At 37.2% G+C, this 23,646-nt stretch carries 14 protein-coding genes and 1 pseudogene; 3 read left to right on the top strand and 12 right to left on the bottom strand.

Annotated elements, in window-relative coordinates; translation table 11 throughout:
- Positions 1-476 precede the first annotated feature (476 nt).
- The 9 genes from nagB to ACPDG9_RS14745 all read right to left on the bottom strand — a co-directional run bounded on the left by nagB (position 477) and on the right by ACPDG9_RS14745 (position 15,750).
- Complete coding sequence (nagB, locus tag ACPDG9_RS14785) at positions 477-1,256, bottom strand: glucosamine-6-phosphate deaminase (protein ID WP_430528491.1); 780 nt, start codon at positions 1,254-1,256, stop codon at positions 477-479.
- Between the two features lie 481 nt (positions 1,257-1,737).
- Positions 1,738-4,731, bottom strand: a complete 2,994-nt coding sequence (gene secDF / locus ACPDG9_RS14780) for a protein translocase subunit SecDF (protein ID WP_430528490.1) — start codon at positions 4,729-4,731, stop codon at positions 1,738-1,740.
- Positions 4,732-4,871: 140 nt separating this feature from the next.
- Positions 4,872-5,807, bottom strand: a complete 936-nt coding sequence (locus ACPDG9_RS14775) for a malate dehydrogenase (RefSeq protein WP_430528489.1) — start codon at positions 5,805-5,807, stop codon at positions 4,872-4,874.
- Positions 5,808-5,887: 80 nt separating this feature from the next.
- On the bottom strand, positions 5,888-7,828 hold the full coding sequence (gyrB, locus tag ACPDG9_RS14770; RefSeq protein WP_430528488.1) for a DNA topoisomerase (ATP-hydrolyzing) subunit B: 1,941 nt from the start codon (positions 7,826-7,828) through the stop codon (positions 5,888-5,890).
- 255 nt (positions 7,829-8,083) lie between these two features.
- A complete protein-coding gene (locus ACPDG9_RS14765) occupies positions 8,084-8,533 on the bottom strand; it encodes a hypothetical protein (protein WP_430528487.1) in 450 nt (149 codons plus the stop codon).
- 152 nt (positions 8,534-8,685) lie between these two features.
- Positions 8,686-10,488, bottom strand: coding sequence for a TonB-dependent receptor (locus tag ACPDG9_RS14760; protein WP_430528486.1), 1,803 nt, complete (start codon positions 10,486-10,488; stop codon positions 8,686-8,688).
- Positions 10,489-10,513: 25 nt separating this feature from the next.
- A complete protein-coding gene (locus ACPDG9_RS14755; RefSeq protein ID WP_430528485.1) occupies positions 10,514-13,537 on the bottom strand; it encodes a tetratricopeptide repeat protein in 3,024 nt (1,007 codons plus the stop codon).
- Positions 13,538-13,729: 192 nt separating this feature from the next.
- Positions 13,730-14,239, bottom strand: coding sequence for a hypothetical protein (locus tag ACPDG9_RS14750; RefSeq protein WP_430528484.1), 510 nt, complete (start codon positions 14,237-14,239; stop codon positions 13,730-13,732).
- Positions 14,240-14,481: 242 nt separating this feature from the next.
- Positions 14,482-15,750, bottom strand: a complete 1,269-nt coding sequence (locus ACPDG9_RS14745; RefSeq protein WP_430528483.1) for an acetyl-CoA hydrolase/transferase family protein — start codon at positions 15,748-15,750, stop codon at positions 14,482-14,484.
- A 273-nt stretch (positions 15,751-16,023) separates the two neighbouring features.
- Between ACPDG9_RS14745 and ACPDG9_RS14740 the strand changes: the two genes are divergently transcribed.
- The 3 genes from ACPDG9_RS14740 to pheT all read left to right on the top strand — a co-directional run bounded on the left by ACPDG9_RS14740 (position 16,024) and on the right by pheT (position 21,141).
- Positions 16,024-18,198, top strand: a complete 2,175-nt coding sequence (locus ACPDG9_RS14740) for an endonuclease MutS2 (RefSeq protein WP_430528482.1) — start codon at positions 16,024-16,026, stop codon at positions 18,196-18,198.
- Positions 18,195-18,611 (top strand): thiol-disulfide oxidoreductase DCC family protein, encoded by a 417-nt coding sequence (locus ACPDG9_RS14735; RefSeq protein WP_430528481.1) that lies wholly within the window; start codon positions 18,195-18,197, stop codon positions 18,609-18,611. Before ACPDG9_RS14740 ends, ACPDG9_RS14735 begins: the two co-directional genes overlap by 4 nt.
- 94 nt (positions 18,612-18,705) lie before the next feature.
- Positions 18,706-21,141, top strand: a complete 2,436-nt coding sequence (pheT, locus tag ACPDG9_RS14730) for a phenylalanine--tRNA ligase subunit beta (RefSeq protein ID WP_430528480.1) — start codon at positions 18,706-18,708, stop codon at positions 21,139-21,141.
- A 140-nt stretch (positions 21,142-21,281) separates the two neighbouring features.
- Here pheT and ACPDG9_RS14725 read toward each other — a convergent pair whose 3' ends face one another.
- The 3 genes and pseudogenes from ACPDG9_RS14725 to ACPDG9_RS14715 all read right to left on the bottom strand — a co-directional run.
- Positions 21,282-22,511, bottom strand: coding sequence for a hypothetical protein (locus tag ACPDG9_RS14725; RefSeq protein ID WP_430528479.1), 1,230 nt, complete (start codon positions 22,509-22,511; stop codon positions 21,282-21,284).
- 4 nt (positions 22,512-22,515) lie between these two features.
- Positions 22,516-23,142, bottom strand: coding sequence for a CHAP domain-containing protein (locus ACPDG9_RS14720; protein ID WP_430528478.1), 627 nt, complete (start codon positions 23,140-23,142; stop codon positions 22,516-22,518).
- Between the two features lie 198 nt (positions 23,143-23,340).
- Positions 23,341-23,646 (bottom strand): annotated as a pseudogene (locus ACPDG9_RS14715) (hypothetical protein); the annotation flags it as partial.

The raw sequence follows: 23,646 nt of genomic DNA, 5'->3' as shown, positions 1-23,646 counted from the left end.
CGACCTCTCCTGCGTCGAGGTGACATGACGGGCGTGAGTGACGGATGCGACCTCTCCTGCGTCGAGGTGACATGACGAGCGTGAGTGACGGATGCGACCTCTCCTGCGTCGAGGTGACATGACGGACGTGAGTGACGGATGCGACCTCTCCTACGTCGAGGTGACATGACGGGCGTAAGTGACGGATGCGACCTCTCCTACGTCGAGGTGACATGACGAGCGTGAGTGACGGATGCGACCTCTCCTACGTCGAGGGGACATGACGAGCGTGAGTGACGGATGCGACCTCTCCTACGTCGACGTGACAAACGAACCGAAGACTTGACTGTAATAAAATATTGTTACTCTCCCCAACTTTTACACTTGATCCGTATTTTCTTTAAAACGACGAACGACAAACAAGTACAAAAAAAACCATCCCTAGGAAGAAATGGTTCACGATATACTTGTATTTTTTTCTAAAACTAAGCTATTAGCTATAAAAACGCTGCGGCTTCTTGATCTAAGATATATTCCACGTGTTCAAGCTGTTGTAAAAAAGTAGCGGGTATAGAGGCTGATATTTCTCCTTTCAAGGCTTTTTTAATTATTTCGGCCTTGCGTTGGCTTAATGCCAGTAAAAAGATCTGTTTGGCTTGTATAATCGTCTGAATACCCATAGTAATTGCTTGCGTAGGGACTTTATCTTTGCCACCAAAGTCATCAGAGGCATCTTCTCGGGTAATATCGTTTAGAGAAACTAGGCGTGTTATCGAGTTTTGAAGCGATCCTGGCTCATTAAACCCGATATGTCCACTTCTACCTATCCCCAACAATTGTACATCAAGTCCACCGAAATCTACAATCTTCTGTTCGTATAAATCACAGTACGCTTGAATTCCCTCTAGTGAAAGTGTACCGTCTGGAATATGAATTTGGTGTGTAGGAATGTCAATATGATTAAACAAATTGTTTTTCATAAAGGCGACATAGCTTTGATCTTCCACGGGATGCATGGGATAATACTCATCCAAATTGAACGTTACGACATTTTGAAAACTCAATCCGTCGTTTTGGTGTAAACGCACAAGTTCTCTATATACCCCTTTTGGAGTAGATCCTGTAGCCAAACCCAAAACAGCAAGCTCACCGAGTTCTTGCTTCTTTTTGACTATTTGCGCAATTTTTTCAGCTACATAAAGCGATGCTTGATCAGCATGCTCGTATACTTTAATAGTTTTTTGTAAAGAATGTTCTAGCACTTTATTTTTGATCATTTATCCCGTAAAACTCTTACAAATAATTAAACAAGTAAAAGAAATACTTCTATACTTTTACGTTCTTTTCTTGGATGAATTTACACGATTAATTAAACTTTTTCATTCGCAGTTTACTTAGGAAATTGCCCTCCTAAATTCTTGCTTTTCTTTTCCATGTATCAAAAATACAAAATTAAAAAATACTTCACGCGTTTTTTTAGCAAACCCTTATAAATATTTGGTTAAACCCCGAATTTTAAGTTAAACTCAAACGCGTTTTTCCCCTTTTTACAACAACAAGAGCCTGTCTATTATCTAGTTATTTCCCTTCTGGAAAGTTAAAAATAAAAGTAAATCTAAATTAGTCTTACTCCCCCTTGAAAAGGCCTCTAACAAGCTAAAAATAAGCTAAACGCAGGTGAATATAAGTCTTGTGTACCCATAAAAAAACCACGCTCCTATCGGAAGCGTGGTTTTTTGAATTTATAAGATGTAAAGCTTATGCTTCTTCTACCTGAAACTCTTCTTGAGCCTCTTGGTGTAATCTTTCGATTTCTTCTTTATCTTTTCTAGGCATTGTATCTACTAATACAGGCGTAGCTAAGAATAACGATGAATACGTACCTACAATAATACCGATCAACATAGCGAAGATAAACCCGCGAATTGAATCTCCACCGAAGATGAACATAATCAACAATACAAAGATCAAAGTCAATGAAGTATTAATTGTTCTCGATAAAGTAGTATTTACTGAATCATTAACGATTTTATTGAAATCACCTTTTGTTTTACCAGCGATAAACTCACGTACACGGTCAAACACAATTACGGTATCATTCATCGAATATCCAATTACTGTCAAGATAGCAGCAATAAAGTGTTGATCGATTTCCATGTGCCAAGGCATAAATTTGTACGTTAAAGAGTAAACTCCCAGTACAAAAATAACGTCGTGTGCCACTGAAACGATAGCCCCTAAAGAGTACTGCCATTTGCGGAATGAAATCACTAAGTAGATAAAGATTGCCGCCATTGAACCTAAAACAGCCCAATACGCATTTTGTTTTACGTCTTTCGCAACACTTGGACCGATTTTAGAAGCTTGGATAACTCCATACACCTTTCCTTCAGTAGCATTAACGAACTCTTCATACGTAATATCATTGGTATAGTAAGGTTTTAGTCCTTTGTATAACAATTCGTTTACTTCTTGGTCAACCGTAGCACCTTCTTCCTCAACTTTATATTTCGTTGTAATTTTTAGTTGCTCTTTATTACCAAAAACTTTAGCTTCAACGTTAACTCCGAATACCTCTCCTAATTTGTCACTTACATCATTAGCAGAAATTTCTTTATCAAATTTCACTTGGAATGTTCTACCTCCAACGAAATCTGTTCCCTCATCAAATCCATTGATAAAGAATGAAGCAAAAGAAACCACAACAATTACAGTAGAAAGACCGTACGTTGCTTTCTTCATTTTCAAGAAATCAAAGTTAAAGTTAGTAAACCAGTTTTTCGTAATGTTTGTAGCGAACATTAAAGTTCTTCCTGCTTTCACATCTCTATCCATAAAGATACGAGCGATGAAGATAGAAGTAAACAACGAAGTTGCGATACCGATCAATAACGTAGTTGCGAAACCTTTAATTGGTCCTGATCCGAATGCAAATAAGATAACCCCAGTTAAAATATGTGTTACGTTGGCATCGACAATAGGACGCATAGCTCCCTTCCAACTATACGATTCTTTGATTGTATCCGCTAAGCTCATGCCCTTTCGCAGACACTCTTTCGCACGTTCAGAAATAATAATATTCGCATCTACTGCAGTACCCATGGTCAATACGATACCCGCAATACCTGGTAAAGTTAATACGGCACCTAAACTAGCTAAGATACCGAACATGAATAACAAGTTAGCTAATAAAGCAACGTTTGCATACCATCCTGCTCTTCCGTAGTAGAAAGCCATCCATAACCAAACTACAATTAGACCAGCGATAGCAGATAACATACCTGCATCAATTGCTTGTTGCCCTAAAGATGGTCCTACGATTTCTGACTGCACGATATCCGCACCTGCTGGTAATTTACCTGCACGTAAGATATTAGCTAAGTCTTTTGCATCCGCTACGGTAAAATCACCAGAGATAGAAGATCTACCACCAGAGATTGGTCCGTTCGTAACACCTGGTGCAGAATACACAACGTTATCTAAAACGATAGCGATATTTGAACGTTCATTAAACGCTTTTCCTGTTAACTCTTCCCAGATTTTAGCACCTTTCGGGCTCATTGTCATACCAACAACCGGACGACCGAAGTTGTCATACTCGTCTTGAGCACCCGTGATTACGCTTCCACTCAAAGGCGGAACTCCTTCGCGGTTTGTTTTTAAAGCGTATAATTCAACAATATCCGATGCTTTTTTGCTAGGTTTACCCCAAACAAAACGCGCATATTTTTGATCCGCAGGCAATAAGTTTCTAACGTCTTGACGTTTTAATAAACCATTTACCTTAACAGTATCTTTTGTTTGTACATACCCTAAAATAGGACTTCCTTGCTGCCCACCCGCAACGAATAAGCTAAATAAAGGTCCTAATTCTTGTAATTGATCTGTCTCAGTAGAATCAGCTTTGATTCCACCTAATAATGCATCAACATCTGTTTTTGTAGAATCTTGAACTTGTTCTGTTGTAGTTTCAGGTTTAGCTGCTTTTTCTGTCGATTTAAGGTACTCGTTTGCAGAAGCTAAATAGTTCCCAATTTCTTCAACTTTATACGTTTCCCAAAACTCTAATTGAGCAGTACTTTGTAAAAGATTTTTGATACGATCTACGTCTTTTGCACCAGGCAATTCAACTAAGATACGACCTGTATCACCTAGCATTTGAATATTGGGTTGCGCAACACCAAATTTGTCAATACGCTCTCTGAATACGCGGTACGCGCTCTCAATAGATTCTTTTACTTTTCTGTCTAAGATAGCCTTTACTTGGTTATCTGACATTCCTACTGTAATCTCACTTAAGTTTCTGTTTGCAAAAATATCTCCAGAAGCTAATTTCACACTGCCTTTTGATTCTTTTTCAAATGCAGTATAAAACGCATCAAGGTAACTTTGATTACCTTGTCTCATTGTCTCTGCCTCTGCTAATGCTTTATTAAACACAGCATTTTTAGAATTATTTGCTAAACCTTTAAGAATGTCTTTGATAGAGATTTGTAACGTAACGTTAATACCTCCTTCTAAATCCAATCCTTTGTTGATTTGTTTAGCTCTTACTTCATTAAATGTCTGTCCTAAAAAAACTGTTTGGTTACCAATAGAGTCTAAATAGTGTAATTCTTTCTCAGAATCCCCTTTAGCAAAAGCTTTCGCTTTGTCCTCATAATGGCCTGTAACAAAGGTGAAAGACAACTGGTAAATACTTACCAGAGCAAAAATTATTGCAAAAAATTTAACAAGTCCCTTGTTTTGCATTATTACTAAAAATTAATTAATTATTTTTTTAAAACGAGCAAATATAAAATATGATGGTAGATTAACCAATTCTTTTAGCAAGTTTATCGCTAAAAAAACGATGATTTTTACTTCTATTTGCTCGACATGTTATAATAATTTTATGAAAGTATGTTATGAAGTTCTTTATTCACCTCTTTAATAGCTTCCGCACTCTTACTAAATTCTTCTTTTTCTTCTTTATTTAAGCCGATATCGACGATCTGTTCGATTCCGTTTTTCCCGATAATACAAGGAACTCCGATAAAGATATTTTGTTCTCCATACTCACCTTCCACTAAAGTAGAACAAGGAATTAACTTTTTGCGATCGCTTAAAATACTATCCACTAATTGTGCTACTGCAGCTCCTGGTGCATACCAAGCAGAAGTACCCAACAATTTCGTTAAAGTTGCTCCCCCCACCATGGTTTGTTTCACCACTTCTTGCTGATCCTCGACAGACAACAATTGTGTAACGGGAATTCCCTTATAAGTAGCAAGGCGAATCAACGGAATCATGGTTGTATCCCCATGCCCACCGATTACCATTCCTTCAATATCCGCTACAGGTTTGTCTAACTTTTGACTCAAGAAGTATTTAAAACGAGCGGAATCAAGCGCACCTCCCATTCCAATAATTCTATTCTTAGGCAGTCCTGAAATCTTCAGTGCAGCCAAGGCCATGGTATCCATTGGATTGGTTACGATTACGAAAATGGCATTTGGAGAAACCGTCAACGCATTCTCCATTACACTTTTTACAATAGCAGTATTCGTTCCAATTAACTCTTCACGAGTCATACCTGGTTTTCTGGGAATACCAGAAGTAATAACCACAACATCGCTGTTTACCGTACGAGCGTACTGTTTTGTCACCCCTTTTACAACGGTGTCAAAACCAGAATTTGCTGCACATTGCATAATGTCCATTGCTTTACCTTCTGCTAATCCTTCAGTAATATCCACAAGGACTACTTCACTAGCGATTTGCCTAAATGCAATAACTTCGGCACAAGTAGCACCTACGTTACCTGCTCCAATTACAGATACTTTCATAATTAATGGCTTTAAAGTTTACGTTAAACAAAAAAAGGTCAATGCAATAGGCTTGACCTTTTCTTTTTTGATATTATTCTTTAAGCGTCGATTTTCGCATATGTTGCGTTTTTCTCGATAAATTCTCTGCGCGGTGGAACTTCATCCCCCATAAGCATAGAGAAAACTAAATCCGCTTCTTTTAAATCGTCAATTTTTACTTGTCTTAAAATACGGTGTTCAGGGTTCATTGTAGTTTCCCACAACTGCTCTGCGTTCATCTCTCCAAGACCTTTATATCGTTGTACACTTGCTCCTGTACCCATCTCTTCTAACAAGTCGATGCGTTCTTCATCACTCCAAGCATACACTTTGCGTTGTCCTTTTTTAACCATATACAATGGAGGAGTTGCAATAAATACGTGTCCATTTTCAATCAATCCTCTCATATAACGGAAGAAGAACGTCAGAATAAGCGTTGCAATGTGGCTACCGTCCACGTCGGCATCACACATGATCACTACTTTATGGTAACGCAATTTGTCTAGGTTCAACGCTTTACTATCTTCTTCTGTTCCGATAGTAACCCCTAAAGCGGTAAAGATGTTTTTAATCTCTTCACTTTCGAACACTTTGTGTCCCATTGCCTTCTCTACGTTTAAGATTTTACCTCTCAAAGGCAAGATAGCTTGAAAGTTACGATCTCTTCCTTGTTTGGCAGTACCCCCTGCCGAGTCACCCTCCACAAGGAACACCTCACATTTTGTAGGATCTTGTTCTGAACAATCGGATAGCTTACCTGGCAAACCTCCACCGGTCATCACCGTTTTACGCTGTACCATCTCACGCGCTTTTTTCGCTGCGTGTCTAGCTTGAGCAGCTAAAATCACTTTTTGAACAATGATCTTAGCGTCGTTTGGATTTTCTTCCAAATAGTTTTCCAACATCTCCGACACGGCTTGACTCACTGGAGAAACAACTTCTCTATTCCCCAATTTTGTCTTGGTCTGTCCTTCGAACTGTGGCTCCATTACTTTAACGGAGATAATAGCAGTCAATCCTTCACGGAAATCGTCCCCACTAATTTCGAATTTCAATTTATCCAACAATCCAGAAGCATCCGCATACTTTTTCAGCGTACGAGTTAATCCCATACGGAACCCTTGTAAATGCGTACCTCCTTCGTGTGTATTAATATTATTTACATAAGAATAAATATTCTCTGAATAGGTATCGTTGTAAATCAAAGCTACCTCTACAGGCACATCTCCTTTATCCGATTCCATCCAAATCACTTCATTGATAATCGGCGTACGATTTCCATCTAAGAATTTGATAAACTCTTTTAATCCTTCTTTAGAGAAGAATTCTTCATTTTTCACCTCTCCTTTTTCGTTCACTTCACGTGCATCCGTTAACGTGATCTTTAATCCTTTGTTCAAAAAGGCTAATTCACGTAAACGAGAAGCTAAAGTATCATAAGAATACTCTAAGGTTTGTGTAAAAATAGTAGGGTCGGGTTTAAACATAACTGTTGTACCGCGCTTTTCTGTTTCCCCAATTACTTTTACTGGAAACAAAGCTTTACCTTTCGAATACTCTTGCTCGTAAATCTTTCCATCGCGATAGACCGTAGCTCTCAACAAATCAGATAGGGCATTCACACACGATACACCTACCCCGTGTAATCCTCCTGAAACCTTATATGAGTCCTTGTCGAACTTTCCTCCAGCACCAATTTTGGTCATTACTACCTCTAATGCAGATACACCTTCTTTTTTGTGCATATCAACCGGAATTCCACGTCCATTATCCTCAACAGAAATAGAGTTATCCTCGTTAATAATTACATTGATTGTATCACAATGACCAGCTAATGCTTCGTCAATAGAGTTATCCACTACTTCATATACAAGGTGGTGTAATCCGCGCACTCCAACATCTCCAATATACATGGAAGGACGCATTCTTACGTGCTCCATTCCCTCTAGTGCCTGAATACTATCGGCTGAATAATTTCCCTTATTTACTTCTTGGCTCATAATAATTTTCTAAAATAAGTAACGTACAAATATAAGTTTTTTAAAACAATTTATCAACTTCCATGCTCCTTATCTCCGCGTTTTTCCCAATTTAAACGAAACATTTTTAAGATAACGCATAAGAATTTCAAATTACAATATTAATCTGTCTTTTCACAAAAAAGTGAGTCATTTATTTTTGTTTTTTTATACCTCCAAAAAAAAACAGGTGTAAACTTTTGTTTACACCTGTTTTACACTATATTTTTCTTGTATCTATTCTAAGAAGTTAACCGTAAAATCACAATTATTAAACGAGAAAGAATCGTGTAATTTACGTCCTAAAAGTGCTTTTGCGATTGGCGCATCCATAGACACTCCCAGTACAGACATATCATCGACTGTTACCTTTGGCAAAGCAGCAGCTAAAAACAAATAAACGGTATTGACTTTTACTACGCTTCCAAATTCAACTGTTTCTGAATTTTTATTTTCGTCAATTCGCTTTACCACCTCTTTTAATTCAAGGCTTTCTTTAATTTTTTTTGCTATATTTTCTTGCTCTAGATGCATCATAGACAAAGCAGTCTCATGTTTATCTCCAGCAGAACTTTTCGCGTCTGTCTGAGCATCGGCTGCCAAATCTTCTACAATCCCACGAAGGGCATCTATCTTATCATCTAAGCGCTGTAAAAATGTAGCCTTTAGCTCTTGTTTTAGTGTCATTTTTAATTTCTTAAGTACCTTATAGGATCCGTTTTTGTTGTTTGGTGACAAAAATAGGGCAATAAAGTATCAAAAAAAATTAAAACGCAGGAATAAAACTCCTTTAACTTCAAAAAAAGTGATTTTTAACAATAATTAAGTTGTAATTATTCTCAAAAATCGAATTTATAAATTGCTCCCCCCATAATCTGCACGCCTTGCGACTTGAAACTCCCCCATTGATTATAGGTTTGATCCAACAAATTATTTCCTTTCAAGAACACAGTCCAGTTTTTTGTCGGTCTATATCCTACGTTTAAACTCAAATCTGCATATCCATCAACTTTTTTCTCCATGCTTTTAGGGATAAGCGCACTATCATGCCCGTAAACTTGATCGATGAACCAATCTTTTCGCTGCCCTACATATTGTAAATCAACACCTGCAAACCACTGTGCTGTAAAATTGATCAAGGCGTCAGCTCCTACCTTAAAATCAGGCAATCCCCATGCTTCCCCCGCAGTTGATTTATAGTGATTGTACTCACCTCTAATTCCCATAATTACCGTGTTGTCCAAATCAAAACGCAACTCTCCAAAAAGATTGAACGTCTCTACTTCCGCATAAACCACATCCATAGCATTTCCGTACAAATAATCCATTCGATTGACATTAGAAGAATACGGAGTGGAAATAAATAGCGCTTTATCATTTTCTTTGCGGTAAGACGCTTTTACATTATAAGAAACCGTGTGATCTAACTTTCCTTTCATCCCCGCATAAAAGTCGTAGCTTTTATCTGTTGGCAACAATCCCGCTTCTGGTGAAACAAATGGATTTTGCTCTACAAAATCTTTGAATGTATTTTGGGTTAAACGCCCATCAATTCCCGCATAAGCCACTACTAAATTAGGCACTAAGTTATATGAAGCTTGAATTTGAGGGTAGAAGTAAAAATTAGTATCTGAATTACCTCCAATTTTACCGTTGTTATAATACAATCCAACTCCTAATTGAACGAAAAATTCATCCCCCTTAATTACTACACTAGGTTCTGCACCAAACGTAAAATGCTGATCTTTCAACTTAACGGTTTGAATACTGTTGTTTGAAAAATTAAACGTCCCATCTCCATCAAGGAAGTTCTGTCTCTTGTATTCCGAGTTAACATAATCCACTACAAGATTCATCTTACCTGTAAAATTATCAGCAAAAGCTGTTTCTACCTTTGGTTTAAATACGAAGTGATTTTCAGCACGATCAAAGTCATCGCTGAAATTATTGTAATACACCTCTACCTCTTTGATTGGCAAATCTTCAAAAGACACACTTCCATCGAAGTAAAATGACTTGTATTTTTGTTTGGAATTAATACTAGCGATTGTGGTTTCCGGAATAAAATAGTCCAATTCTTTTTGCGGCAATCCATACCAATTCAACGTTTGGTATGATCCTCCAATTTCTGTATTCCAACCTATATTTTTCTTTTGACCAGAGAAATTAATTCCTGCTTTAGTTTTAGAAAAATCGTCGTCTAGCAGTAGATTCTTTATTCCCCCTTGGGACGAAAAGTGATGGACAAATCCCGCTATATAACTATCAGGATCTAGTTGACTACTCAAAAATAGCTCCCCATTAACATTGGTGTAGTTTCCAATAGCAAACAACGCATAGTTATCAAAACGAGCTAAATTGTGTTTGGTCTCTACTTTTGCTGCCTCCCCTTTAGCAGGTACAAAAGTAGAAGCTACAGGAAAAGATGTAATAGTGTACACAACCTCTTTTTTCTTTCCCTTTACCTCTTCGTCTAAATTAGGTATTTCTCTTACTTTAAAAGCTTCAGAAACCGTAGCGTCATAACGTCTAACAACATCTACTACTTCTGTTCCTAAATCTCCTTTATTTTTATCTTGAGCAACCGCTGTACCAACAAATAAAACACTTGATACAAAGGTTAATATTTTGATCTGCTTCATAATTACGTTCTAATTCAATTAAACCTTACTGTACGACAGATGAATTACTTTTCGCTTCCTGCGCTTTGATCGTATTCAGTTCTTGTTTTGCTTCAGCTACCACATCTGAAAACTCACCAAAGTTTTTAATTACACTATCTAATATATACGTCGCTTGATACGCATCTTTTAGGCTATAGAAGTTTTTAGCCATTAACACCAATCCTTTTGCTCCATAATATTTATAAGTAGAATAATCTTTCGCTAATTTTTGAACACTTTCATTTGACGCTTCAAATTTATTGTCCATACGCTTAAAAAAGGCTTCATAATAAAGTGCTTCTGCCGCTAGTTCTCCTTTGGCAATCTTCGCTACATCTGCATATCCTTTTTTCGCCTTGTCATACTGTTTATTAGCCAAAGCAGTTCTTGCAATAATAATCTGTGCATCACTTTTAACCTTGTCATCGATTTTAGCTAATTTCAATACTTGTTCCGCATACTCCAACGCATTGGTATAATCCTCTTCTTGGTAATAGAGCTTCATCAAATTCGATTTAGCAAAAACCTTATTTTGTTCCTGTGCTGCCTCATTTTCCAATCGGCTCAACATCAACAAGGCTTGATCTGTATTGTTTTCCTTGAGGTATATCTCTGCCAAGCGAGACATTCCCACCTCTGTGTATTCGTTTTTATTTCCATCCACAACTGCCAAATAATGCGATTGTGCTTTTTTAAAGTTATTTTCAGCAAAATACATTTGTCCCAAATAGAAATGAGCCTGCAAGGCTTTTAGTCCTTTTGGATAAGACGCTATATACTTCTCAAAACCTAGAATAGCCATCTGAGTATTATTCTGCATATACTGTTTTTCTGCCGATTCATAGCTGTCTTTATCCAGCTCCAAATCACTCACACTAACAAAAGAAAGCCCCTTAACCCATGTACCATACTCATCTACCTTTCCTTGATCTACGTAGATCAACCTGGCGTTCTGCACAGCCTCAATTGCTTCTGCACTACTTGGATAATCCGCAACTACTGCTTTAAATTTTGCCAATGCTTCATCTGAACGGTTGCCATTGTACAGAATCAACCCTTGACGCAATAATGCTTTCGAAGCATACGAACTCTTTGGGTAATTCTTCAATAGTTGATCAAAAACAGGAGTTGCTTTTTGCGGTTGTTGCATCACCACATACGTCATTCCCAACTCATAGAGTGCATTGTCTATTAATCCCGATTTAGGGTAATCTTTTGTAAAAGCAATTAGGTCATCTGCTTTTTTCTGCAAGCGATCTACAAATCCATAAGCCAATGCTTTTTGAAAACGCGCATACTCTACATCGACTTTATTCGCTTCAATCACTTTATTATATGCTTCCATTGCCGGCCAATAGCTTCCTTCCACAAATTGGCTATCCCCTAAACGCAAATACGCATCAATGCGCCTTGCTTCATCCTTGGGAGCTGTAGCAATAAAACTCTGAAACTGCTTCGCTGCATTAGCATAGTCTTTTTGTTTGAAATACGTATACCCCAATCCGTAATTCACGTGTTTGTATTCATTGGTATTTTTCGCCTGCGAGCTTCCCAAGAAACTTACATAAGACGAAATAGCCTCTGAGAATTTATTCCTGGCATAGTTCGATTCCGCTTGCCAATAGTAAGCACGAGCCGTAAACACTCCATCTTGACGTTCCACTAATGACTTTGCAAACATTGCCGCTGCTTGTTCATAATCCCCTTCTGCGAATAACTCTTGTCCGCGGTAGAACGTTACTTTCTGGTAGGCTTCTTTATTCGCTGTTGCCTTGTTTTTCTCTAACAAAACCAACGCTTCTTTGAAGTTTTTAGACGTAATATAGGAATCAATCAACAAGCCTTCCATTTCTTCACGGTTAGGCGAACTCGGATACTTCTCAATAAATCCACTAATCACTTTAGGAGTACTTTGGTAAGCATTTCCAATATCGTAACTCAACTTACCATAGTTTAAGTATGCATCTTCTTGAATACTTGAATCGAAGCGCATTTCAGATGCATTTTTGAAAGCATTTAAAGCCTGTGTTTTTTTATGTGTATGCAAATAACTTTCACCTAAGTGGTAGTAAGCATTTTGTGCAATAGCATTATCCCCATCAATAATCTTATTGAATTGCTCGATTGCTCTTTCATAATCTTTTGATTGATAATATGCATACCCCAACTGGTAGTAGTCGGTATTATTCCACTTGCCGTTTTTACCTTTATAAGCTAACAAATAAGGAAGTGCTTGATCATATTGTTTCAAGTTAAAGTAACTCTCCCCAATAATTTTAGACAATTCCGATGTTTCCTGTGGATTTGATTTAGTAATTTGAGCCAAACCTTCCGCAATAGCTTGTTCAAAATTTCCTGTTTTGAAATTCATATCCGCCTGGAAGTACCCCATTTTTTCTTTGTACTTCTCTTTGGTTTCTACCTTTTCAAATAGTTTTTTAGCATCGTCAAAATTATCGGTATCATAAGCGATATACCCCAAGTAATACGTAGCTTGCTCGCCCCATTCTCCTCTTTGGTTTACCTTTTCCAGATACTTCTTGGCCTCTTTTTTATTTTTCATATAAAAGGCGCTATAGCCTTTCTCAAAAAAGAAACGATCCGCAACCTTCTCATTTTCAATTACATTTTCTTTTACCTTGGCAGCATAATGCGCTGCTTTCGCAAATTGTCCTCTAGTAAAATAATAATCTGTTGCTTCTATATAAGCGATATTCTGCTTCGAGCTCGTTGGATAGTTTGCAACAAACGCGTTAATTTTATTCTCCGCCCCACTCTGATCTAAACGAATCGCACAATTGGCGATGTAATACGCACAATCTGATTCAATCTCTTTGTTTTGAGCGCTATTTTCTTTCTTAATTTTATCAAATAACAATTGGGCAGCCAAATACTCTTGTTCATTATACAGGGCTACGGCATGATTAAACGTCGCATAAGGTCCTGTATATACAGCAGTTTGCTGCGCATAAAGGCTCATACTGCCCACTAGTGCAGCTACACAAGCCAACCTATTAATTCTACGCATTGATTTTCTATTTATTTTAGTGTCAAATATAACGATTTATACCCTTTTTAAACAGCATCGCGCCATATTTATTGTACCAAAAGACGAAAAAGTTCTCAAAGACGCGTTATCGAGTTAGCGATAGATTTTTTAAATTACAAGACCGTTATTCTACAAACAAAAATGCACGATTCAAGTTAATTCTTCCTTTTTTTACTTGTCTTTCTTCTTGGGTTGCCAAATACGCAAAATCCGCTTACCTTCTTCTTTCTCAACATAGTCAATGCGCAAAACCCCGCTTTTTTCATGAATAATTCCATTGCTTTTTGCTCGCTCATTATACCCGTGATATCTCAAATCATAAGGGTGATATTCGAAGTAAATACCCTGAACAAAGAAAGACTCCTTTCGACCACCTAATTCAGAAGTAAACTCCTCGATTTCGCCTTCTGCTATTCCATAAGCTCCTGTATTAAAAATCAGTTTTATCTCTCGATACGCCTTATAGTCAGCAGTAAAAACAGAAAAAGCAACCATAAAAGCTATTACAGCCACTCCCCCTAACCCAATTGCGCGAAAAATTTTAAACCAAACTGTACGCCCTTTCGTTTGTTCTTTGTGATAACACAAAACAACTAGAGCTCCAATCCCTATGAAAGTGGGAATGAAACCAATCAGCCCTATTCTATCTTTCAGAACACTATATAAAATCTCATATTCCATACACATCATTGAATGAGTAAAGATAAACAAACACTTCTTGTTCTCCCTTTACAATGCAATACAAAAAATAACATCCTCTTATCACATCAACAAAAAAACCACTCCCGCCAAAGGAATGGTTTTTTTTAACTGTTTGTTGTTGGTAGTTCGTTGTTCGTTGATTTTCATTTAAAGAAAGCACTTTCTATTTCAGCAAAATCTACTGTCAACCGTTAACTGTAAACCGTTAACTGTAAAGCAAACTACCCTTTCAAATTATCGAAATACGCTTTTAAAATTTCCTCTCTAAAATCAGGATGCGCAATTTCCGCCATGGCAGCTACCCGTTGTTTAAGTGTCTTTCCATATAAATCCGCTACGCCGTATTCAGTAACAATATATTGTGCATGTGCACGTGTTGTAACAACTCCCGCACCTTGGCGTAAGAATGGAACAATGCGATTATGACCTTGATTACTAGTGGAAGCCAAAGCTATAATTGCTTTTCCCCCCTCACTTAATGATGCCCCACGAACAAAATCCATCTGCCCACCAACACCAGAATACATCTTATGTCCAATTGAATCCGCACAGATTTGCCCTGTCAAATCCACCTCAATAGCAGAATTAATAGCAACTACCTTTGGATTTTTTCTAATTATAGCTGTATCATTTACATAGCTTGATTCTTTCAAAACAATAAAGGGATTATTATCCACGAAGTCATACAACTTCTTTGTTCCGATTAAAAAGGTGGCCAAAGCTCTTCCTTTTGCAATGCGCTTTTTGGAACAATCAATAACGCCGTTTTGAATCAGGTCAATTACACCGTCAGAGAACATCTCGGTATGCAGTCCTAAGTTTTTATGATTATTCAATTGTGCTAGTACAGCATTTGGAATAGAACCTATCCCCATTTGGAGTGTACTTTCGTCTTCAATTAAGTTGGCAACATATCGACCTATTGTCGCTTCTTTATCTGTTATAATCGTTTCTTTAGAGGCGTAAATTGGACAGTTGTGATCTACAGCTAGATCGATCTTCGAACTGTGTAACACACTATCGCCAAAAGTACGAGGCATCTGTGGATTAATTTGAGCAATAACAACGCGTGCTCTTTCCATCGCTGCTACACAAGCTTCTACGGATACCCCTAAAGAACAAAAACCATGCTCGTCAGGTGGAGAAACTTGAATCAGAACAACATCTACCTTCAACACTCCTTTTCTAAAGAGCAAAGGCACCTCGCTTAAGAAAACAGGAGTATAGGACCCGTTTCCTGCTGCCAAGGTATGACGTACATTTTTTCCAATAAAAAAGGAATTAACGTGGAAGCTATCCGCTAGCGCAGGGTCAGCATAAGGCGCCTCCCCTTCTGTGTGAATATGACAAAACTCGACATTGCGCAATTCACTCGCTCGATCACTAATGGCTTTGGTTAAAACATTCGGTGTTGCAGCTGCTGCGTGTACATAGATTCGATCACCTGATTGGACAACTTTTGCGGCTTCTTGAGCAGTTACATATTTCATAGGTCCTTTTTTCTTTAAAATTAAGTATTGTTTCTTTTAATCCGAATACAAATTACTGAATTTTAACAAAGAAAAGAACTGATATTCATCATATCATCATAAAAGAGAATAACTTTCACTACAATCAACGGCGCTTTTATGCGTATTGATCAAAGATAAAACAAATCATTTCCAATCGCTCTTTTCTGTGTAACGTGCAATATATCTTTCCCCTACTCTCCTTCTTTTTCCATAAATAAGTAGTATTTTTGCTAGATAATCTTATTGTAACACATGACATCGATTAACAACAAGACTTTACAAGATTTAGAATTCAATACCGTTTTATCCTTCGTTTCTGACCTGTGTGTAACAGATAGCGGAAAAGAAATGGCGATGGAGATTGTTCCTTATAAAACAAAGGAACAAACCTTACATGCCCTACAACAAACCTCAGAATACTTAGCTTCTTTCACCAATAACAACGTCATTCCCAATCACTATTTTGACGGCATTGACTATGAATTAAAATTCTTAGGTATTGAAGACAGTTTCCTAGAAATCAGCAGTTTTAAAAAGATATACAACCTCACAGAGACAACGAGTAACTTAATCGTTTATTTCAATAAATTCAGCGATTATTACCCTCATCTCTCAGCGGATACAGCCACCCTAACCTTAGAAAAAAGCATTTTAAAAGACATCGAAAACGTCTTGGATAAGTATGGCGAAATCAAGGACAATGCATCTATTGATTTATTGAATATCCGCAAGAGCATTAATTTAGTTCGCGGTAAGATTAACCAAAGTTTTGGTTATGCTTTATCGCAATATAACAGTGCGGGATACCTTGACGACATTCGAGAAACAATTGTAGACAATCGTCGTGTACTTGCCGTAATCGCTATGCACCGTCGCAAAGTAAAGGGAAGCGTTTTAGGTCAATCCAAGACAGGGAGTATTGTTTACATCGAACCGGAAGCGACCTTGAATTTTTCAAGGGAGTTAAACAACTTAGAATACGAAGAACGAGAGGAAATCGTACGCATTTTAAAAGCGTTGACCAATTGTATTCGCCCATTTAAAGAGCTATTACTGGAATACACCTACTATTTAAGCTTGCTTGACATTACAGCAGGAAAGGCTAAATACGCTTTAAAGATCAATGGTTTACTCCCTGAAATTCGCGAAGAAAAAACGCTGTATTTTAGAGAGGCTTATCACCCTATTCTGTGGTTGAACAACAAAGAAAAGAAAAAAACGACATACCCACAGACAATTCAACTGGAACAAGACAGTCGAATTATCGTTATTTCCGGTCCAAATGCTGGAGGAAAAAGTATTACTTTAAAAACGGTTGGCTTACTACAGCTCATGCTCCAATCGGGATTGCTAATTCCCGTTCACGAACGCAGTCACACCTTTTTATTTGATCGAATATTAACGGATATTGGCGATAATCAATCCATAGAAAACCACTTGAGTACCTATAGTTATCGCTTAAAAAACATGAATTATTTTTTAAAGAAATGCAATTCAAATACCTTATTTTTAATCGATGAATTTGGAACTGGTTCAGACCCTGAATTAGGTGGAGCTTTAGCCGAGGTTTTCTTAGAAGAGTTTTACGACAGAGAGGCTTATGGTATTATCACCACCCACTATACAAACCTCAAGATTTTAGCAGATCAGCTCCCCTCAGCAACCAATGCCAATATGTTATTTGACGAGAAATCACTCGAACCCTTATACAAATTAAACATTGGTCAAGCAGGAAGTTCCTTTACTTTTGAAGTGGCACAAAAGAACGGAATCCCGTTTAGCTTGATTAATCGAGCGAAGAAAAAGGTAGAAACGGAAAAAGTTCGCTTTGACAAAACGATTGCCAATCTTCAAAAGGAAAGACACAAGCTAGAACGCACCTCTCAAAATTTAAAAGAAGAGGAGACAAAAGCCAGAGAAGAAAGCAAGAAATTAGAAGGCATCAATGCTAAAGTACAGGATAAATTAGAACGCTATCAAGAGTTATTTGACTCTAATCAACGTTTGGTTTACTTGGGTCAAAAGCTAGATGACTTATCCGATAAATACTTCAACAACAAGAGTAAGAAAACCTTATTTAGCGAGGTACTCAAAGTGGTGGAGATTGAAAACTCGAAGCGCAAACAAGTGACGCTTCAAGAAAAAAAGAGAAAAGAAGCGGAACAAAAAGCTTTGCTACAAGAAGTAGAGAAAAAAGTTGAAGTTATTCGCAAAGAAAAGAAAGAGAAAAAAGAGATCCTAAAACAGCAAGAACAGAGCAATAAGACCAAATTCCCATTAAAAGTGGGCGATCGCGTCCGCATGCAAGAAGGTCGAGCTGTTGGAACCATTGACAGTATTGAAAAACAAACAGCAACGGTGAATTACGGTTTCTTTACCTCAAAAGTCAATGTAGATCAACTGGAAATGGTAGAACGTAAGAAATGATAGAACAACTCCCTAAAAACAAGAAGATAGTCCTTTTCGACGGTGTTTGCAACCTATGTGACAATGTTGTTAAGAAGGTCATTGCAGCGGATAATCGAGATCAATTTCGATTTACTTCGCTTGATTCTGAGTTAGGTCAGCAGATTTTACACCAAATCGGTGTAGATCGCGCCAAAACAGACAGTATTGTTTTATATATCCCTGGCGATGCGTACTACATTAAATCGCAAGCAGCTTTGATGATTGCAAAATATCTTGGTGGATGGTATTCCCTCCTCCCTATATTTCTAATTTTGCCAACAGGTCTTGCTGATTCGCTGTACGATTTTATCGCAAAAAACCGCTACAAATGGTACGGAAAAAAAGAGCAGTGCATGATTCCTGATGCGTCCATTCGCAAAAAATTCTTGTAACTGAACAAACATTGATTTTTCAATATTAACAACAAAATTATTTTACTTAAACTAAGGCAATCCGTATATTTGCCTACAACAAAATTATTTTCGAATGCATATTTCATACAATTGGTTAAAACAATTCATCAAGTTAGATATTACGCCAGAAGAAACATCTGAGATTCTTACGGATTTAGGCCTTGAAGTTGAAGGAGTTACTCAATTTGAGAGCTTAAAAGGCGGCTTAAGAGGAGTTGTTGTAGGACATGTATTATCTTGCACTAAACACCCCAATGCAGATAAGTTAAATGTTACAAAAGTTGATTTAGGAACGGGGGAACCTGTACAAATCGTTTGTGGTGCACCTAACGTGGCTGCTGGACAAAAAGTTCCTGTTGCTACTATTGGCACAACGTTGTACGATGCAGAAGGAAATGCCTTTCAAATTAAAAAAGGAAAAATCAGAGGCGAAGATAGCTTTGGTATGATTTGTTCTGCTGTCGAGTTAGGCATTGGAACAGATGGTAGCGGCATCTTAGTTTTAGATGAATCTATTGCACCTGGAACAGCAGCTGCAACTATTTTTGATATTACAACTGATCAAGTTTTTGAAATTGGACTGACGCCAAACCGCTCGGATGCAATGAGTCACTGGGGGGTTGCTCGCGACTTACGCGCAGGCCTTTTGCAAAACCCAAATATAGAAACTCCACACAAAGAATTGATTACACCTGCTGTAAGTAAATTCAAAGTGGAAAGAAGAACGTTGAAAATTGACGTAAGCGTTGAGGACTACAAAAAAGCACCTCGCTATTGTGGAGTGACAATCTCAGGTATTGAGGTTAAACCTTCTCCAGAATGGCTACAAAACCGTTTAAAAGCAATTGGTATCACACCTAAAAACAACATCGTTGACGTAACAAATTACGTTTTACACGATTTAGGTCAACCCCTACACGCTTTTGACGCAGCGAAGATCAAAGGAAACAAGGTAATCGTAAAAACAGTAGCAGAAGGCACTAAATTTGTTACGTTAGACGGTGTGGAGCGCACTCTACACCAAGAAGATTTAATGATTTGTGACGAAAATGGACCTATGTGTATTGCAGGGGTATTTGGAGGCTTAAAATCGGCTGTATCAGAAAATACAACGACCATTTTCTTAGAAAGTGCCTATTTCAATCCTGTTAGTGTTAGAAAAACAGCAAAAAGACACAGTTTAAATACAGATTCATCTTTCCGTTTTGAAAGAGGAATTGATCCATCTATCACAGAGTATGCGTTAAAACACGCTGCTCTATTGATTCAAAGCGTTGCTGGTGGTGAAATCACTTCTGATATTGTTGATTTATATCCGAAAAAAGTTGAAGATCACTCTGTTTTCTTGAACTTTAATAACATCAACCGCATCTTAGGGGAGGAAATTTCTAAAGAAACAATCAAAACGATTCTTGTTTCTCTAGACATCAAAGTACACAGCATGTCAGATGTAGGATTGGGGATTACAGTTCCTGCCTATCGCGCAGATGTAACAAGAGAAATTGACGTTATCGAAGAGATTTTACGTGTATATGGCTATAATAACATCAGCTTTTCTTCTAAATTAAATGCTACTATTTCCAATAGTTCAAGAACAGAAGATCACCGCGTACAAAATATTATCGCCAATCAATTAGTTGCACAAGGGTTCCATGAAATCATGAACAACTCCTTAACAACACCAACATATAGCAACCTAACAGAAAGCATCAACAAAAGCTACCAAGTGGATATTGTTAACCCACTAAGTACAGATCTTGCTGTGATGAGACAATCGCTGTTATTCGGAGGACTAGAGTCGATTTCATATAATATCAATAGAAAGAATAGCGATTTGCGTTTATTCGAATTCGGGAAAACATACCACAAGATGTTGAACAATTTCGAAGAAGACAAACACTTTGCTTTATTTGTTACAGGAAACAGCACAACTGCTTCGTGGAACTCCATACAAAAACCAAGTGACTTCTTTGAGTTTAAAGGATATATCTTACGTATTTTAAATCGCTTAGGAATTGCTAAATTCACAACACAACCAACAGAAAATGACGTGTTCTCAGAAGGAATTACGTATTTTGTAGGTAAAGAACCAATTGTTGATTTTGGTGTTCTTAAAAAGGCTATAACGAAGCATTTTGACATCAAACAAGAGGTTTGTTATGCTGATTTCAAATGGGATGCTATTTTAAAATTAGTAAGCGGGAAAATTAAATTTACAGATTTAAACAAGTTCCCTACTGTAAAAAGAGATTATGCATTACTCTTGGATGAAAAAGTAACGTTTGATGAAATTTTCAATATCGTGAAACAAGTAGACAAAAACATCATTAAAGATGTTACGCTATTTGACGTATACCAAGGCGATAAGATTGAAGTAGGTAAAAAGTCTTATGCTATTTCTATCCTAATGGAGGACAATACAAAGACACTGACTGAAAGCCAAATTGAAAAGATCATGGGCAAAATTCAGCACCAATTAGAACATAATATCGGAGCTCAATTAAGATAATAAAAAAGCGGTCAAATGACCGCTTTTTTACTATTAAATACGGAGTAATCTACCATATGTCTTGTTCTACCCTAACCTCACTAATTAGTTGCAACTCTTTTTAAAACTTAGTTTTCTAATTAAAATTGAAACTGTGTTTCTTATAAATACTCCAATACCTTAGACATATCCTCTCCGAAGAAATTGTGCTCTTTCGCTACCTCGTATAATTCAGGGTACTGATCAGCTAGAATAATAAAATCATATGGAATGGTGCTCGCATATTTTTCTGAAACATTCAGCTCTAGTAAAGCAGTATACACCCAAATCATCGCGCGTTCCTCTGGGGTATAATAAGGTTCGAGTTCAGTCATGTAATTATCAACTTCACTTTCATCTGCAGCATATTCATTAGGGATATAATCAGTAGTCATTTGAACAAAGTAGTAATCTAAGGGAACACGGATATAAGCTTCATCTTCTTTTGCCAACTCTACGGCGGCAGCTAACATCTTTTTCTTTACAATTAACTTTCCATCAAATCCGCGAGAAAAAAACAAACGATCAAACATGCGGTAGTCCCAACCTTTGCGGGTACGCTCGCTCATCTCGTTATACTCTTTTAATATCTTCTTCTGATAATTCTTGAGGAGATCAATAGGCAAGTTATCATTACCTGCTAGGACAGTGAAATACTTAGCAGCCAAAGGATATAAATTAATTAAAGCAGCTTTACTCTCATAAAAGATATAATCATTATAAGCTAAATCTAATGAACTCATCTCAAATCGATAATAAATTTCATCGTAATCATCCAGAACATCCCATGCAGAAGTTAAACTAAATATGTAATACCTTCTTTTAAGATCAAAGACAATACAGGGATAAGAGAACACTAACATAGGCACTTCTTTATATGTCTTCTCTGCATATAACTTAGGCACTAAAATTAAAAAATCTCCTACTCGTCTTACTCTAGGATTGTTAGATTGATCTTGTGTAAGATCTACTCCATAAAATTCTTTTATACGCTGATTAAAAACTTCCTCACTCGGAAATTGAAACCCCATTGATTTTAATCCATCGTAGTACAACTCATTCATAAGATTTAGGTCATTAAGACTATAATCTGATTCAACAAATCCTGAATCTGGCAATCCATCGTAACTAAGATTTTTCATCGCTTGTTGATACTTTTCTTCTCTTCCTTTCATAATTTCTTTAAACGTTTTGTCATCGGGATTCACAAACTGTGGTAGTTCCCACCAATGCAGTTTTTTTGGTTCTTGTTCTTGAGTTGCAATCTGCTCTGTTGGGGTTACTTCTTTGTCTTTTCCTTGACAACTTAATAAACCCAAGCTTAATAGCACGATAATTATTCCTCTTTTCATATTTTTATAATGTTTTACGATATCCTTTTGGTCGAAAATACCCTTTCCAACCAGCATGTGTCTGTAATGCGGCTCCTGTCAATTGATAATACGATACTCTAGTTTTATTATTTTCTGCCTTATCAGTCCTTTTTTTACTTCTTTCCTCATCACTCAAATCTTTAAATTTAATATTGATATGCGTATCCATATCACCACTCTCTGTTAATGCCTCTAAAATGGTCACTATCTTAGTCGTTTTATTATAGGCATATACGATACCTGTATGACCGTCTTCCTCTGTTCTTCCAGGTTTTAATCTCCTCCACACAAACATATCCCCTGGCTGTGGTTCAAAATTGGGGTCAAAAACGCCATCTTTCCCATCGACCTGTTCGATACTACATCCCTCATGGAGTAATTTTTTGTAACTCCCGTTTTTCAAGAAAGCTCCTTCAGAAACCATATTTCCAGTAGTTATCCAGGCGACATCTTTGGTAACACCCAATAAATGCAGGTAGATGCATACAAACTCCGAGCAATCAACTTCTTTGATATCCTTGTACTTCAAACTTGTTCGGTTGTTGTCTTGTTTGTAGTAAATCTTCTTTGAAACAACCAAAAAAGAATAAGCCCAACTTTCGTTAGGCATATAATCTTTAATCTGCTGCAGAACGTAATATCATCTCTATTCTGTTTACAACCTTTCATGAATCATTGCTCTTTACTAGTCATGCTAACTTAGATTTTACTTCTATATTCTAACATCAACAAGGGGGCTTTAACCTCTCTAATTAGTTGCAACTCTTTTTAAAACTTAGTTTTCTAATTAAAATTGAAACTGTGTTTCTTATAAATACTCCAATACCTTAGACATATCCTCTCCGAAGAAATTGTGCTCTTTCGCTACCTCGTATAATTCAGGGTACTGATCAGCTAGAATAATAAAATCATATGGAATGGTGCTCGCATATTTTTCTGAAACATTCAGCTCTAGTAAAGCAGTATACACCCAGATCATCGCGCGTTCTTCGGGAGTATAGTAAGGTTCACGCTGTTTCATATAATTATCAACTTCACTTTCATCTGCAGCATATTCATTAGGGACATAATCGGTTGTCATTTGGACAAAGTAGTAATCTAAGGGAACACGGAT

The sequence above is a fragment of the Myroides sp. C6-3 genome (assembly GCF_050522425.1).
Lineage (GTDB): Bacteria > Bacteroidota > Bacteroidia > Flavobacteriales > Flavobacteriaceae > Flavobacterium.
This window is presented reverse-complemented; position numbering and strand designations above follow the sequence as displayed.